The organism is Sphingobacterium athyrii (genome assembly GCF_003071065.1).
GTDB lineage: Bacteria > Bacteroidota > Bacteroidia > Sphingobacteriales > Sphingobacteriaceae > Sphingobacterium > Sphingobacterium athyrii.
On sequence record NZ_QCXX01000008.1, the window covers coordinates 348,549 to 365,700 of the forward strand.

A 17,152-nucleotide genomic window follows, 5' to 3' on the forward strand; every position below is an offset into this window, starting at 1 on the left:
CGCTTTTTTCGATCACTCCCAATGGTCTGGATTAGGTCTCACACGCATTTAAAATGCAAATGAAATTGTAAAATTTCCAACCTAATGCAGGAAATTACATCTTTGCATCCATTAATTTATCACTTTGCGATTTTGGTTTACCTAGTTTCATTTTTACAACGAAAGCTTTATCTGCACGAAATGTCCCCGGAAGAACAACATCATAGTAGGTATTCTTGTCAAGATCCAACCCAATGTCGGAACGTTTAAGATCCAAAGATTGACCATCTTGCAACAATACAGCTTCCACAGGAACCTCCGCGGCGTTCTTGGGCACAGCAATACGTACAATATTGTTGACAGGGCGGTTAAACACAGTAAGGTAGAGGTTGTCGGCCTTTTTCGTGAAATACCCCAACTTGGATGGCGCAAGCCCCGCATGTCTGGCACCATACACGGCTTCTCCGTTTATCTTGATCCAATCGCCGATCTCTTTTGCCAATTTATCCTCTCCGGGATGCATCCGTCCATTTCCGTCAGGGCCAAAGTTCAACACAAAATTACCATTCATGGAAACACAATTCATCAACATATCGATCAGATCTTCTGAGGTCTTCGTATAAATTCCCGACCAGTCTTTCATATAACCCCAACCATTCGGAGGAATCGTCATGACACAGTCCCAATCACGTCCCTCCAGCCATTCAAATTCCTTAGGCATTTTTCGTTCCCAACCTTGTTCATAATCACCTAACATTTCACCGTTGGAGTCGAAATGCCGTTTTCCAAATTCGTCATTTCTAAATCTGCTTCCGATTATCAATCCCGGGTGTTTTTTACGTAGCTCCTGCTCTAATTTATACGTAAAATCATAGGCTTGGATCCAAGATTGATCCCAGGTACCATCAAACCAAAAACCTTTTATCTGTGGGTAGTTTTGTAGAAGTTCCAGCAACTGATTACGCGTATATTCTAAGAATTTATTGAATTTAGCCTTTTCTTCAGGAGTAACGGGAGCTTTCCCCATATAGTTTGAATTATTCCATTCTAGAATTGAAAAATACAAAAATACATCTATTCCTTCTGCTGTATAAGCATCTACGACCTGCTTCACGATATCTCTCTTATAAGGGCTTTTCTTGATAGTATAATCTGTATACTTAGATGGCCATAGCGCAAATCCATCATGATGTTTTGTTGTAAAAATAAGATACTTCGCACCCATTTCTTTTGCCTGCTTAGCCCAGTTTTTTGCGTCAAAACCTGTAGGATTAAACTGTTTATAGAGGTTATCATAAGTATTTTTCCAATCTTTCGGTGCTGTTGGCCCACTCCAGGTGCGTATCCATTCGGATGCCGCCGCCCCCTTCCGTGCACTGACTCCTTCCCATTCATTACCTGGAATCGCATACAAGCCCCAATGGATAAATTGTCCTAATCCATAGTTTCGGAACCGTTCCATGGCCTCATCTGTCCGATGTCCGGGCGTTAAAGGTCCATATTTTACGTCTATTTTGTTTTCTACTTTCTTGCGAGGACCAGTCCACTGTGCCGAAGTAGTTTTTACTCCCAGCAATATGTTGCCGAGAATCAATGCTGTGATCAATTTATTATATTTCATCTTATCATTATTTCTTTGAAAATCGACTCCGTACAACAACAAATAAACCCATATTTATTAACCCGATATATGTTGCCCGTCCGATGGTCACTTTGGATTATCTATATATTGTTTTTGTGATTTCTTAATTACCGCAGGCTCTGGGTTACTGTCCTTAAAGGGATCAAAGTAATACAGTCCCTGATCGCGGTACAAGGACAAGTGCTTTTCTAATTTTCTTGTAAATTCATCAAAATTACGGTCTGCCCCCGGCACCCACGCCGCCTCCGCAAGTGCCGCTATTCTCGGAAACACAAGATAATCCAGGCGATTGACATTGGTCACTGTCTCTGTCCAAAGATTAGCCTGAATACCCAGGACCTGTTTTTTCCGTTTACCCAAACTATCCAGTTGACTTCCGGCAAAATTGTACACATCCTGCAAAAAATTAAAGCCTTTGCCCCATTTACGACCGTACTTATGATTCTCTTGTTGTACAAAATCAAAATACATGGGCAGTCTAGGAGTTAATATAGTCTGATAGCCCTTATCCAAAATTTTGTTCAGCTGCTCCGGTTTATCATGACGCCACCACATCATGACCGTCTGATCCTTAGCCAGCTTTGCATCCACCATTTCGTCCCAAACAATAATCTTTCCGTATATCCTAGCCACAGAATCAGCCATACGACGAATAAAATACTCTTCAACTTCTTTGTTGGACTTTAGAGCTATTGTCTTTTTCAATTCCTCAACTTTGGGATCATTATCCCAGGCATCGCTGCCAAAGGCGACCTCATCTCCTCCCAAATGAATATAGACAGAGGGAAACAGCGATTTCACTTCACGCAAAACATCTGTCAAAAATGTATATGTTGTATTCTTGGCAGGGTGGAAAGTGAAATCAGGGTGCTTTTCGTTGCCTCCACCAGTGAGAAAAGGATACGCCCGGTTTGCGGCTGTAGCGTGCCCCGGCATATCAATTTCAGGAATGACCTCAATATTTCGTTCAGCAGCGTAACCAATGATCTCACTGATATCAGCCTGACTATAATACTGTACCGGAGCGTAAGGATCGAGATAGTTGCCTATTCCCCCAACTTGGGTTAACCAGGGATATTTTTGTATACTGAGCCGCCATGCCGGTTCATCTGTCAAATGCCAATGGAATTTATTCAACTTGTAAAAAGCCATCCAATCCAATAAAGATCTAACCTTCTCTTTACCGAAAAAATGACGTGATTCATCCAGCATAACCCCCCTCCAGGCAAATTGAGGTTTGTCTTCGATTTCAACAGTAGGCAAAATAAACGTTCCATTTTTTCTTTCGGCAATAGCAAGCAGTTGATCTAAACTAGACAACGCATTGACAAAGCCCGGATGGCCAGATGTGCTAACCTCAATATGTGTCTGATTGATCCTAAGGCGATACGTTTCGTTTTCCAATTTGCTATCATGCTTCACAATAATTTTAGCGTCCCTCTCAGGAGAAGTGTAGGTTGAAATCCCAAAACGGCTCAGCATTAATTTTCTGAGATAACCCAGAGAAGATTCAAATACAACATCCCCAACTACCCCAATTTGATCTCTCAGTATTAACTTTTCCTTTCCTAACTCATATTTCAGAGGATGCGGAATAATGGCAATTTGGGCAATTGCCTCCTGAACAAGCAAGCATATAGCACAAAGTACAGGTATTAATTTATATTTCATCTGATAATTAAGATTTCACTCAGTTTAGACTGTTAAAATTACTTTAAATATTAGCGTTGGGCTATTAATTTCAAAAAATCAGCCTTTATCGACATCCGCTTCACATACCTATTTAAACTCCATCAAATATTCACAGTTTTAATTGGTCCCAGTATCACACTATACAATACAATTGTAAATAAATTATTAAGTTATTGTCCAAGGTCAAATCCAGTCAATCGTTTGCGCAACTCTCGAAAACGTTATAGTGTACATCCTACAAACAGGACAATAAAGAAATAAACAATATGTAAAGTGAAATATAAATTACATAAAATAAATATATTTTCATTTTACCGTTTTTCAAAAAAGAAGCGAATTAGGCATTGTCTTTTTGTTGGTTATATTTGAAAACGAAACAAATACCCTAAGTTAAAAACCATATGATTAAAAGGATTTTTTATACGCTTTTCTTTATTGGGATAACTATTCTGAATCTACAAGCTAGAATAGTCGTTCCGTTCAACGCAAACTGGTCGTTTAAAAAAGGTCCATTTTCTACCTCAGCATTAGATTATAACCAGACATTTGACGGGAAGTGGCAATTGGTTACGCTACCACATACCTGGAATGCGTCAGACATGCAGACAGCAGAGATCAAACCGGGCAGCCTTGGAAAAAACGAACGTTTTTATACCGGAGATGCCTATTACCGCAAAACATTTGTCCCCGGTATAGATTGGAAAGGTAAACGTGTTTTTATCCGATTTGAAGGTGTGAACACCAATACCGAAGTTTACTTAAATAATAAACCCCTTTCTGCCAAAACAGGAAAAAATGATGTTACTTACGATAACTCGCAACGAAATGGCAACTACAGTTTTGTCGGCAGACATCAGGGCGGCTATTCCGCTTTTGTCTTCGAATTAACCAATATGCTTCAATTGGGGGTGGAAAACGAGATGTTGGTCAAGGTTAACAATGAAGCCAGTCCACAGGTTATTCCCGTAAACCACACCCTATTCCCGATGTACGGCGGCATTTATCGTCCTGTCGAACTTATAGTCACCGATGACATTCATGTTGCCGTGAATGACTTTGCCTCCCAAGGTATCTATATCACGCAGCAAAATGTGTCGAAAAAAGCAGCTGACATCGCGCTAAAAATAAAAATTGACAACAAGTCGGGAAAAATACAACCGATCGAATTGTTAACGACCATTTTTGAGAAAGATGGCACGATAAAAGCAAAACAACAAACTGCGTATACATTGCCGCCACAGGGCCGTCAGGTCTTATCACAACAAATTGCGGTCAAAAATCCGCACTTATGGCAAGGATTGGACGATCCTTACCTCTATCGGGTTGTGACACAGATCAAAAAAAATGGTCAGGTCATTGACGAAGTGACGACACCTTTAGGCATACGCAAATTTGAATTACGCACTGGCCAAGGTTTCTTTTTAAATGATATCAAGTACCCCTTATATGGGGTATGTCGACACCAGGACCGTTGGGGCAAGGGCTCAGCCCTGAGCAACGCCGACCACGATGAAGATCTAGCGATCATCAAAGAGATGGGCGCCACTTCCATCCGTCTGGCACACTATCAGCAGTCAACATATTTCTATTCCAAATGCGATAGTATCGGGCTTGTGATCTGGGCCGAGATCCCATTTGTGAATCGCGTGACAACATACGAAGACAATAACGCCCAACAGCAGTTGAAAGAATTAATTCGACAAAATTTCAATCACCCTTCCATCTATATCTGGGGGATGCACAACGAAGTTTACTCGCCGTCCGCCTACACGGTAGAACTCACGACCAAACTAAATGATCTCGCTAAATCCGAAGACCCAGATCGTTACACCGTATCCGTAAGCGGGTATAATGTGATTGATCATCCGGTTAACAACAATGCAGATGTACAGGGAATTAACCATTATTTCGGCTGGTATAATGGTGAACTGGAGGACAAATCCGATAAAGATGACGATGTAGCCACATGGGCGCAACGTATAAGTAAAGAGTTCAAAGACTACAAGATTATCTTTTCTGAATACGGTGCCGAAGCAGTTCCAGAGGACCAAGCGGAAGAAGTAGGCAATTTCGGAAATCAATGGAGCAATCCATCATTTTTTCCAGAGGAATATGCAACAAAATTCCATGAAGTCCATTGGGGCGTCATCTCCAAAAGCCCTATCTTCCTTGGATCGTACGTTTGGAATACCTTTGATTTTGCTACACCGATTACGGCATTGAATGTCAATCCCAGAAATTACAAAGGCTTGGTTTCCTTTGACAGAAAACTGAAGAAAGATAGCTTTTATTGGTACAAAGCCAACTGGAGCAAAGAATCTGTATTGTATATTACCCAACGCCGTATGATCAATCGGGGCAACGAAATCACCTCGGTTACCGTCTATTCCAATAGAGGCGAACCAACATTATTGGTTAATGGAACTATCAAAAAAGGTGTTAGAAAAGGGCAAACAGATGTGCATTACATCTTTGACAATGTCAAACTTACGAAGGGAGCGAACAGGGTAGAAGCTCAGCTAACGCAAAAAGACGGAAAGGTATTGACAGATAGCATTCATTGGAATTATGACCCATCGTACAAGCAAGATGCAGCGGGACCAACCAAATCAAAAACCGAGCACGTAGGCCTCTGATACGGAGATTAAATAAACTGAAAAAGCACCACTCGTCAAGGGACGAGTGGTGCTTTTTTATGTAAAATAATTTTAGATTTATCATATCATCATTTTGAATCCACGTTTGTCCGGCTTCTCAGTACAGAATAACCCAACGACCACTGACCGACATAAGACAACTGTTTACCGAGATTCTCTCCTGATTAGCCTAATGGCTCTCCCTCCTATAGCAAATCTCCGCTACCTTTGAGGTATCAAATAAGAAATAAAAACATTAAAAAATAAACATCATGGCAACTAAAACAACATTCAGCATCAACAGCAAAACGATCACAAAAGCTTTTCAAGATCTTTTTGACTCATTTAAAAGTTCACGCTTAAAGGTTTCTTCTAAAAATGGACAGGAATATCTAAACATATCATTACTGCTGGCAGTGATCATTGGAATTTTCTTACCCGTAGCTTTTGTGGTTCTTATTATCCTCACTTTGGTTTGCAGCCTTCAACTAGCCATCTTGCAAGAAGATAAACAGGAAGAAGAAAAACAAAAAATGATTGAATTAAAATAAACTGTACTTGACATAACTTTTAACACGGACGGGATGCTTATTGCTAAGCATCCCGTCCTACCTTTAGGTATATCTTACATAAAGACCTGAAAATACATTATTCCAACGTCGGATTAAATTCTCCGCCCCAATCTTTATTTTGCTTGATATTCGGATTCTTGTCGATCACCGATTGTGCGATCGGAAAGAAATAGTATGTATCGGGCACCAGATTGATTTTATTTCCGGTACTAGGGACCTGTAATATGGTATACTTAAACTGATTTTCTTTCAGTTGATAAGTTTTGGCCAGATCTGCCGCCGCTTTTAGATCCATATCCGTTCCATTTGTATTTATTGCGATTGCTTCCACACCCTGTTTGGTTTTATTGTTCAGTACCGCAAGCTTGCGCAATCTGCGTAAATCCCAAAAACGATGGCCTTCAAAGCAGAATTCGATATTCCGTTCTGCTAGTATAGCCTCCCGCATGTCGGCCTTATTACCGGCAGTAATACCATAATTATTATCTGTTCCGGCTTCGATGCCAGCACGCATTCGGATCTGCTTTAAAAGCGACATTGCTGTAGCGAGATCACCCGTCTCATTTGCTGTTTCAGCATAATTCAATAGCACCTCTGCGTAGCGCATCAGCACAAAATCCACATCATACTGGGTTTCTACCTGCGTTTGCCGTAAAGAGAGTTTTGAGTTTTTTAGAATAAAAAAACCTGTATAGCGATCTCTGTTCGAAGAAGTTGTGCCGGCTTTTGGATTTTCACCAAAATTGTCCAGCGCATCCGCAATACCTAATGACGTATATTGTCTTTTGCCGGTTTTACCAGAAACCTCATAAATTTTTCCATTCCAAACAATAGATTTGTCAAAACGAGGGTCACGATTCTCCCAATAGCTTTGCAAGAACTGCTCATCTGTTTTATGATATTTACTGGTTGGATCCGTATATAGTTTACCATCTTTCATCGGAAATTCTTTTACAAAATCCCAGGTTGGTACAGCACTGGCAGTCCCCCGGCTTTCGGAGCCAGGTCGCACCCCATTATCCCAGTTAGCAACTTTGTTGGGATAGGAGTTTATGACAGCAAAGACGACTTCAGGCCCCTTTTCCACCAATGTAATATTGCCATAATCAGCAGTCAGGCTATAGCCCTGTGCCTTTAGCTGCTCATAAGCTTTTTTATTCACCGCATTTGCCTCTACCCAATAGGCATTCCCATAAGGATTGGAAGGATTAAATTGCGGCGACGCTTTATACAACAATACTTTAGCTTTAAAGGCCAGGGCGAAATTACCATCAATACGTCCATAATCTGCAGCTCCCTTTCCAATTGTCATGGGCAGATAGGTCATCGCTTCATCCAGATCTTTTATCATTAAATCAAAGCATTCTTTGGTACTGTTGCGCGGAACCTTCAGTTCATCGTTTTCTAGATCCTGTGGTTTTGTGATGTAAGGTACTCCTCCATGATACTTGACCATATTGAAATACATGTAAGCACGCATGAAAAGTGCCTGACCTAAAATGGATTTCTTGGTAGCTTCATTTAATCCGGTACTTTCGGACACTTTCTGGATAGCGGTGTTGATCTTGCGCATGGTTGTATAATCCCATGCTTTATAAGCGCTATTATTAACGGTAACAGCATTCAGGGGGAAGTTAATTCCGGCCAGCTGTTGTGAGTTATTATCAGCGCCGCTGTTCCAGTTGCCGAATAAGGTATATAAATTAGCCAGATAGGCATTGACGAGATTGGGGTCATTCCACACCTTATCTTCGTTCACCGAATTGAGATCCTCAATATCCAGCACATTTTTACAAGAAGCCGTTGTCAACAACAGAGCAACTAAGGGATAAAATATCTTTTTCATCTTTAAAAATCAATTAAAATTTAACATCTAGGCCCAAGGTGAATGTTTTCATCACGGGATAAGAATCGTACATTTTCTGTTCTGGATCATGAAATTCCTTCATTGGTGAGAAAACAAATAGATTGGTACCATTTAAGAATACGTTGACACTTTTCATTTTGATTTTTTCCATCATAGCCTGTGGCAGCGTATACGAAATATTTAAATCCCGCAATCGCATATAAGCTCCATTGCGGATCCAGAATGTTGAAGAAGCCGCCCCAGATTCCTGCCAGTTATAACCCACAGGACGCGGGTATTTGGCATCCGTGTTTTCAGGTGTCCAGACATCTGAAGTCCAGATCGGGTAATAAGGCCTAAAGGTATCCCCATGTTGACGCATGCCTGCCCCTTCCTGATTACTGATTACACGATCATAGGCCAAAACCCCCTGAAATAAGGCCGAGACATAGAAACCTTTCCAGCTGGCATTAAATCCAAATCCATAGTTAATGCGGGGCGTATTGTTCTCCGAAAGCAGCTGCATATCATTGTCATCAATAATGCCATCAGGCTGATCTGCATAGTTCTGTCCACGGATATCTTTATACAGAATCATCCCAGGATAAGGATCACGTCCATAGGTTTTAAAGCCTTTTCCTTTTAGGGCATCCGCTTCGGCTTGCGTACGAACCAATCCCGAAGCTTCTAAACCAACAATGCGATTTTCAGGACGTCCCACTTTCGATAAGAAATTTTGCTTTCCACCTACTGCATAAGACGGCTCTTCATCAAAAATATCCCAACGGTCTTTCGCATATCCCATATTCGCATTCAGACCATAAGAAACTTCCCCGATCCGGTCGCTCCAATTGAATGAAATCTCTCCTCCCCGAAAGCTTCGGGCAGCATAGTTTTCCGGTGCCAGCGCACGTCCATAATTATCCGGCACCTTTATCCCTCTCGTTCCAAGGATATCGGTTTCCTTCCGGATAAATCCATCCAAGCTACCCGTTAGTTTATTCTGAACAAAACCAAAATCTATCCCTACGTTATAGCTCTTTGATTTTGTCCAGGTCAGATTTGTTGTCGGATTATCCAGATAGGTTATTCCGGTATAATAACTATCACCAAAAATATATCCGGGTACCGGAGTTCGGGTTCCTGTGCGTGAAGTGATGATCGAACTATATTTTTCCATGTAGGAATAAGGCAATATCGAATAACCTTCCACATCCACAAAGTTGCCCGAACTTCCATACGATGCTCTCAATTTTAGGTCGCTGACTGTATTTTTGATGGACGAAAAGAAATTTTCGTCCGAGATGCGCCAGCCCAGAGACATGGACGGAAAAAATCCCCAGCGCTTGTCATTTGGAAACAAAGGTGAGCCATCATAACGAAAAGAGAATTCCGCAATATACTTATCCGCATAATTATAGTTCGCCCGACCGATTACGCCGCGTCTTGCATCCATCAATTCAAAAGCGTCTGTCGATCGCATGCTCCTGTCGGTCGGATAGATATACATTTGGTCCAACGGAATAATTGGATTTTCGGCACGCGATGTAATGTTAGTATTCCCTGATTTAAACTGCTCATAAACGACCAAGCCATCTACCGTATGTTTCCCAAACTTGCGGTTATAGTTTAAAAACCAATCCACCTGGTATTGCCATTTTCGCTGTGGATTGTAGTCCATAAAAGGTTGTGCCTGACTGAAAGTAAATACGTTGGTCCTATCTTCTGAGGGCGGTGCAGGTATAAAACGGTTTCCATTCGGATTCAGGGAGGTGAATGTATAGTTCTTTTGGAAACTCATATAGCGCTTGCGCATATAATCCTCTGCCACATAACTTCCTACCAATTTTGTTGAAAGTCCTTCCAACAGTTTATCCAATTTCAAATTTAGTGTCATAATCGGATTTACCTGACGCACCTTACGATCGATATACCGATCGCCAATCACCTGGTCAATCACATTCCAGGCCTGCCAGCTTCCCATCGGTGTCTGCACCGGATAAGCTGTTGGCGTATTGCTCGGCGTCCCATCCGCGGTCAGATAAAAGGGATACATCTTTGGCCAGTTGAAAGTAACGCGATAAAAATCCGAAACATCGAAATCATCATCACTGGCGGATGTACTAAATGGCCAGAAGAACCTATTGGAATTCGTCTGATTGGCCGAGATATTAAAATCCATACTAAATGCGTCACTGATCTTCGCCGAAATATTGCTGCGGAGATTAAATTTTTCGTGATCCAGCGATTTATAAGATCCGTTTTCTTTCCGATAGCTCAATAAGGCATAGTAGGTAATCTTGTCCCCCCCACCGTTCACCGCAATAGATTGTCGGTGGCTAAAAGGGTTTCGCCAGATCACATCGTTGGCATTGTAATTCTTATCTTTAAAATAATCAAATTCACGTTGCCCATTGGGTGCGACCCAAGGTTCTTTTTTTTTCCCTTGTTCCCAGCGGAATTGGGAAACTCGATTCTGGTACGTTAATTCATCTGTGGCGGTGGTCAGGTTGGCCAATAAGGTCTGCGTGGGTGAACTAAAGGAATAATTACTCTGCACATTGAACACCGGTGCCTGGGCTGTCCCTTTTTTGGTTGTCACCAATACAACACCATTACCTGCTCTCGTACCATAGACGGCGGCAGTTCCGGCATCTTTCAAGAAACTCATCTGATCTACTTCATTGGCTTCCAAGGCATCAAAGGCAGCTTTATCACGCACCACACCATCAATAACATACAAGGGTTCGACAGCGGCTCCACGGATACGCAGCGAAGAGGAAGCTCCAGCCATTCCTGAGGTATTGGTCACATTCACGCCGGCAGCCCTTCCCGCTAATGTATTGGACAGATTGGATGGGGAAATGTTTTTCAGTTGTTCAGAATTTACAGCGGCCACAGCCCCGGTTAAATTCCCTTTTTTTTGCTTACCATAGCCTACGATAACCACTTCTTCCAATGACTCTGCGTTGCTCACCATCGTTACGGCAATAGCTCCACTACCTACCGCGACTTCCTGTCGTGTGTAGCCCTGATAGTTGATGACCAAAAAATCGCCCTGTTTGGCGCGAATAGAAAAGTTACCGTTAACATCCGTCGAAGCTTGTACCGTACTGCCCTTTACGGTAATGGTAGCACCTGCGAGTGGATCGCCTTTCTCATTTTTTACATTCCCTGAAATTTGCTGTTGATCGACATGAAAATAGTTCGATTTCAGGTTGCTCGCAAACAAAGTGGGGGACGAGCACAAAAGACCAAGCCCTAGGAGACTTAATGGTCTGACATTTCGGCAAAAAAGATAATTCTTTTTCATAATTAAGATGGAGGTTTAGATAATAGTTTACAAACAATTACTAAAGGTTTATTGGTGTTAAGTCTTTTGTGAAAAAATAACAAAAGATCATATATTCTTACAGGAAATTAAACAAAAGAATCTGAAAATAAAAATAAAATTGAACAAAAGAAACTGAAAAACAGATTGTTTTTTTACGTTTCATATATAGGTTATTAGAATATTTCGCCGGTTATTTTTATAAAAAGCGATAGACATAGTACTCCTATTCGCTCAAAAAGGTAGATTTTTAGATTATGGCAAGAGTCATTTTTAACAACAAAAGCAGCTACCGAGGCAGCTGCTTTTGTTTAAATTGAAAGATGTATGCGATCTACTATCTTTTCTCGATTTTGTTGAAAGGAAGCGTTGGTGACAAGTTAAATGTAAAATTACCTTTTGAATCTACCCCACCAGCTCCCTTAACCCGGGCCTTGATTTCGTATTTCGCGTTCGGATTATAATTCTTAATGGTGAAATTGTAATAAAAAGGTTTAATCTTATTCGTTCCCCTAAATTTATCCGCAAGCGCATGATGTCCATCCTCATCAATAATACGACCATCCTGCAGCAATTGGACAGCATCTATCTCCAGAAAATTCTTACCATCTACAAAGAAAAAACCAGCTTGCGCCCGTCCATTGTCGTAGATTCTTTTTGTCACATCAAAGGTTAGTGTACTATACTCCTCTTTAATATCCTCACTTTTCCAGCTGCCTGCGATATAACCGCCGGTATGATAGTAATCAATCCGCATGGAATCCAATCGTGGAAGATTTGCGTCCAGTCTACGGCAAAATTCGGTATAATCTTTCTTTGACTTAGAAGCCCAGCCTATTTCAGCGACGGCAAGTAAGCGTGGAAAATTCTGCACATTCATATCCTTGATGTCCTGGGCTATCGCCGACCACATATTACCCTGCACCCCGAGCACCAATTTATCCTCCGCGGCTGTCAATCCATTTGATGGATCGAAGTCATAGACCCTTTTTAAGGAATTAATCTGCGGATAGGCCAGATCAGTCATTGTGCCGTCATTGCGGTCCGCCTGCGTAATATCGAAATAAAGATGTGAGGCAGGTGTCGCCACAGCCTTAAATCCATCTTTGGTCGCCTCCTTGATTGCTTCCTCGCCAAGCCAACTCATAATAGCTGTACTTTTGGGCAGATTCTTAGCATCGGCCAAAATATCATTCCAACCAATAGGTTTTTTTCCCTTCTGAACAATGATAGCCGATACACGCTGTACAAAATAACTTTGCAATGCTTTGACATCAGCAATCTGATGCTGTTTCATAAAATCCTGCACATGGGATTCCTTTTCCCACAAATCATGGCGGACTTCATCCCCTCCAAAATGAATATAGCTTCCCGGAAACAGGCTTGCAATCTCGGTAAACACATCATCCAAAAATTGATAAGTCGTCTCTTTTGTCGGATCAAGTGTATTTGGTGTAAACTGGTTACCCCAATAACCCCATGACGATACAAAAGGAAAGATGTGATTGGGATAGGAATTTTTGTTCACCCCTAATGTAGGATAGGCTAATATCGTTGGCCAGGAGTGTCCCGGTACGTCAATTTCAGGAACGATTGTGATATTTCGCTCTTTAGCATACTGAATCACCTCCTTTATCTGTTCCTGGGTATAAAAACCGCTACGCTCCGCCGGCTGTTTTTCAGTACGATGGAAGACCGTCGCATTCTCCGCCGTTAACTTTGGATATTTCTTTATTTCGATACGCCATCCCTGATCATCCGTCAAATGCCAATGAAATGTATTCATTTTATATAAAGCCATCACATCCAGGTACTTCTTAATGGTTTCTATCGTATAGAATGTGCGGCTCACATCTTTCATATACCCTCGCCAGTGGTATCGGGGATAATCTTTGATCGCAAGGGCAGGAATGGACCAAACGGATTCATTAACGGCACAATTAGCGGTCTCGATTGCTGAAGGGAGGAGCTGGCGTAACGATTGTGACGCGTTGAAAAGACCATGCGCTGTATTGGCTTTCACAGTTACTTTTCTAGCAGATACATCCAATTGGTAGCCCTCATTACTAGGCAGATCCAGTTTTCGATCTAAAATAAACTCAATCGTATTGCTTGATTGCTTTTTTTCCATCATTGGATAATGGCTTGCTTGCCGCAATTGCTTAACGAACAGACCTACATCTTTAACGCTACAATTTTTAAAACTTATGGACGTGTGTTTATCTAACTGGAATAAACCTTTGCCGTAAGTGATTTCCTGTGGTTTTGGAATAATATTTACAATAGATTGTGCCTGGCTTACCTGTCCGATAATTAACGACAACATTGCTGAAATAAACAGTTTTTTCATCAGTTTTACAATTTGTACTTTTATTGGAGATGAATTATTTTGAGTCAAAAATTTAACTTTTTTAGGTTTCTAACGTTAAAATAGAAAATAAAAATCGGACTACCGACTTGTCTCTTCAATCAAACGATTGTGTAAGTTTTTCAAAATGTAGCGATTAATTGACAGTTTTACACGGCGGCTTTCATTTTTAAGTCTTAAATTTGAATTCCATACAAAAAAAGAGGCTATAATTAATTTATTGGTTGAAAGAATAACGACGTGAAAAATAATAGAAAAATATTTATTTTTAGGACAGTTTTAATTGCTTTCCTGATTCTTTCTTTGGTGTATATTGGCTCAATATTCACCTATCAATATATTGAATATCAAAAAACAGAAGCCCGTCTAAATAAAGCTTACGGTTCAAAAAATCAGTTAACCAGCTTATTTTATGAGCTTTTTGCATCTTACAATGACGCCGGTAATGCGTTTCGCTCCTATACCGTGGATTTCAGTCCTGAAAATTTAGCAAACTATACAAAAAAACTCGATAGCCTCCGTTTTTATATTGACTCTCTCTCGACCCTCTCAACCAAAAAGGGGATTTCCTTTTCGACCAATACACCATTGGAGCAGAACATCCACCTCTCCGACGAATTTGCGCGGATAAAGAAATCTGTTGATAACATGATTTTCCTGGCAAAAGATTCCCTGTCTCTTTTGACTAAAACCAGCCGTACGTTGCGTCCGACAAGCAACCGGATAGATGCGGATTCTGTGATCAGTAAAATACTACGAGATACTGCCTTAAATGTTAGCAAAAAAGATACAATTGTCAGAAAAAAAGAAAAACTCTTCACCCGGATTTTCAAAGCAAAGAATGACACTTTAGTTGCTGACAGGCTGGAACAGCAATTTAATGTCAATCAGATCAAAGCCATCCACAGCCAGATCCAAAACTTGATTGAGCAGAATGAATCCTTTTATAAACAAGATTTCAGCAAAATTCGTCGGTCTTTCGCCGAACTTCAAGTTAAGGAAAGACAGCTTCTGCAATCGAATTATGCACTTTTTAGTACCATCAGCACTGCCTTGCTCAAAATAAAAACACATGAAGATGAGTCTTTACGGGCAGCCGAAATACAGGATTTCACCTTGTACAAGAAAAATTCAGCCATCTTCGGGAAGCAAGTCATTGCATCAATTATCCTGATGATTATTATGGTGACCTTAATTCTGTCCTATCATTACAATACCATCATTTATGAGCGTAAAATCACCGCTGCGAGAGATTATGCACTACGTACAGCCAAGGAAAAAACAGGTATACTCGCCAATGTGAGTCATGATGTACGGACGCCAGTCAATTCACTGATCAGCGTTATTGACTTATTAAAAAATAATACATCTAATAACCGCATTAATCCAGCACTATTGGATTCCATTACACAGGACATCCAAGTTATCAACGATACAGTTGAAGATATCCTCAATCTTGGCAAATTAGAAGCAGGTATGCTGGAAATTAAAGAAGAATACTTTTCACCGGCCAACCTCCTTGCCAATCTGATAAAAATGCAGCAAGCCCAAGCCGATAAAAAAGGCCTTCAGCTCATCAGTCATATTAACATTGACCGGGATATTTTAATCAAAAGCGGGGCATATCGATTGCGCCAAATTGTATCCAATCTCCTGAGTAATGCAATTAAGTATACCGACAAGGGGCAAATAGAGATAAAAGCATTTATCAGCCCCGAAGCAGAGAAAACCCTTCATATCCAAGTTATAGACACCGGAAAAGGCATTTCCGCTAAGGACCAAGAACATATATTTGAGCAATATTATATGTCCGACCTGAAGTCCAAAAACAGTTTTGGATTGGGATTACATATTTCCAAGCTTATGACTGAACAGCTCAATGGGACCCTAAGCGTAAAAAGTAAGCAAGGAAAAGGATCAACATTTACGTTGATCGTTCCCATTACTGATAAAAAGAAAAGCACGAATCAAATTTCCTCACAGGACAATCTATCAGAAAACTTACGTTTTGTGGTTATTGATGATAATGCGATCAATAATTTATTTGTTAAACAAGCCTTGCAAAATTTCAAAAATGTACAGGTTTTTCAGGATCCCCAACATGCGATAGCGTATCTGCAAAAGCATGCAAGTGACATTGTGATCACTGACCTTAGAATGAAAGGTCCGAGTGGTTGGGACATACTGAATACAGTTAAAGAAAACAATACTACTCAGGGATTAAAAAGTAAAGTCATTGCATTGACATCAGACGTTTCACAAGTGATCACACAGGTACCTGAAGAACAGACGCATCATTTCGATGGGGTTATGGCCAAACCTTTTAATTTGTCGACCCTTGTGCAAATTTTGGCAACTATGTCATAGATCCTATTAATGCGTATAGTGCAATGATCCTTACACTTCCAGAGGCATCAACTTATTTTAGAGAAATCAAGCCGTATTGGCTTAATCAGCTATTAAAGGGCGACAGCAGAACCTACACTATATCCTCGCAGTCGGGCCTGAATTTTTTTCAAAATTCCTACCATATATTTCACGCAGCTGAGCGCATGTTTGCAAATACCAATTTCATCCTATTGCGGCTTTATGCCACTTCTCTGATTTGGTATCATCAACGGCAATAACCATAGCGTGCAAACCATTGATTCCTCACCTTTTCCTGTACATCAGATAGAAGAAAATGCTTTTTCATCCATATCTCCTGCACTACATATGGATGCAGCACGCTCTTCAATGCGGTATTAACGTTATTGCAGAGATTCCAAAACCCCAAGATAATCTTTTTGACGTTCGCTCAGTGCTGTAGGACAACGCGCACACCTCATATACATCTGAATTTTAATAATTATAAAGCTTCTGACAGATTTCCCGAACTAGATATCGCTGCTGAAAAGATCTTTTGGAAAGGAGATATGATTATAAACGAAAGAAGCCCTTGACTGTTTCCAGCAAGGGCTTCCGTGTAAAAAAAGGCACCGACCTACTCTCCCACCTGTTACGGCAATACCATCGGCTCTGGCGGGCTTGACTGCTCTGTTCGGAATGGGAAGAGGTAGACACCGCCGATATAGGCACCTAAAGAT

At 40.9% G+C, this 17,152-nt stretch carries 8 protein-coding genes and 1 rRNA gene; 3 read left to right on the forward strand and 6 right to left on the reverse strand.

The window, feature by feature from the left end:
• Nucleotides 1–94: 94 nt before the first annotated feature.
• Nucleotides 95–1,600, reverse strand: coding sequence for an alpha-L-fucosidase (locus DCO56_RS24785; RefSeq protein ID WP_108636367.1), 1,506 nt, complete (start codon nt 1,598–1,600; stop codon nt 95–97).
• A gap of 87 nt (nt 1,601–1,687) precedes the next feature.
• Complete coding sequence (locus tag DCO56_RS24790; RefSeq protein ID WP_108636368.1) at nt 1,688–3,292, reverse strand: beta-N-acetylhexosaminidase; 1,605 nt, start codon at nt 3,290–3,292, stop codon at nt 1,688–1,690.
• A gap of 422 nt (nt 3,293–3,714) precedes the next feature.
• On the opposite strand from DCO56_RS24790, the gene DCO56_RS24795 reads away from it, so the two are divergent.
• Both DCO56_RS24795 and DCO56_RS24800 read left to right on the forward strand, forming a co-directional pair.
• Nucleotides 3,715–5,949: a glycoside hydrolase family 2 protein gene (locus DCO56_RS24795; protein ID WP_108636369.1), complete on the forward strand. Its 2,235-nt coding sequence runs from the start codon at nt 3,715–3,717 to the stop codon at nt 5,947–5,949.
• A 272-nt stretch (nt 5,950–6,221) separates the two neighbouring features.
• Entirely contained in the window at nt 6,222–6,500 is a 279-nt protein-coding gene (locus DCO56_RS24800) for a DUF4342 domain-containing protein (protein WP_108636370.1), read from the forward strand.
• Between the two features lie 97 nt (nt 6,501–6,597).
• Here the strand turns inward: DCO56_RS24800 and DCO56_RS24805 are convergent, their stop codons facing one another.
• The 3 genes from DCO56_RS24805 to DCO56_RS24815 all read right to left on the reverse strand — a co-directional run bounded on the left by DCO56_RS24805 (nt 6,598) and on the right by DCO56_RS24815 (nt 14,048).
• Complete coding sequence (locus tag DCO56_RS24805) at nt 6,598–8,367, reverse strand: RagB/SusD family nutrient uptake outer membrane protein (protein ID WP_108636371.1); 1,770 nt, start codon at nt 8,365–8,367, stop codon at nt 6,598–6,600.
• Nucleotides 8,368–8,380: 13 nt separating this feature from the next.
• Nucleotides 8,381–11,680 carry a SusC/RagA family TonB-linked outer membrane protein gene (locus DCO56_RS24810; RefSeq protein ID WP_108636372.1) on the reverse strand — a complete coding sequence of 1,100 codons (3,300 nt, stop codon included), beginning with the start codon at nt 11,678–11,680 and terminating at the stop codon, nt 8,381–8,383.
• A 355-nt stretch (nt 11,681–12,035) separates the two neighbouring features.
• Nucleotides 12,036–14,048 carry a beta-N-acetylhexosaminidase gene (locus DCO56_RS24815; RefSeq protein WP_108636373.1) on the reverse strand — a complete coding sequence of 671 codons (2,013 nt, stop codon included), beginning with the start codon at nt 14,046–14,048 and terminating at the stop codon, nt 12,036–12,038.
• A gap of 258 nt (nt 14,049–14,306) precedes the next feature.
• Here DCO56_RS24815 and DCO56_RS24820 point away from each other — a divergent pair, with 258 nt between their 5' ends.
• Entirely contained in the window at nt 14,307–16,433 is a 2,127-nt protein-coding gene (locus DCO56_RS24820) for an ATP-binding response regulator (protein ID WP_108636374.1), read from the forward strand.
• A 603-nt stretch (nt 16,434–17,036) separates the two neighbouring features.
• On the opposite strand, the gene rrf is transcribed toward DCO56_RS24820, so the two are convergent.
• Nucleotides 17,037–17,148: ribosomal RNA gene (rrf, locus tag DCO56_RS24825) — 5S ribosomal RNA — on the reverse strand.
• Between the last annotated feature and the right edge of the window lie 4 nt (nt 17,149–17,152).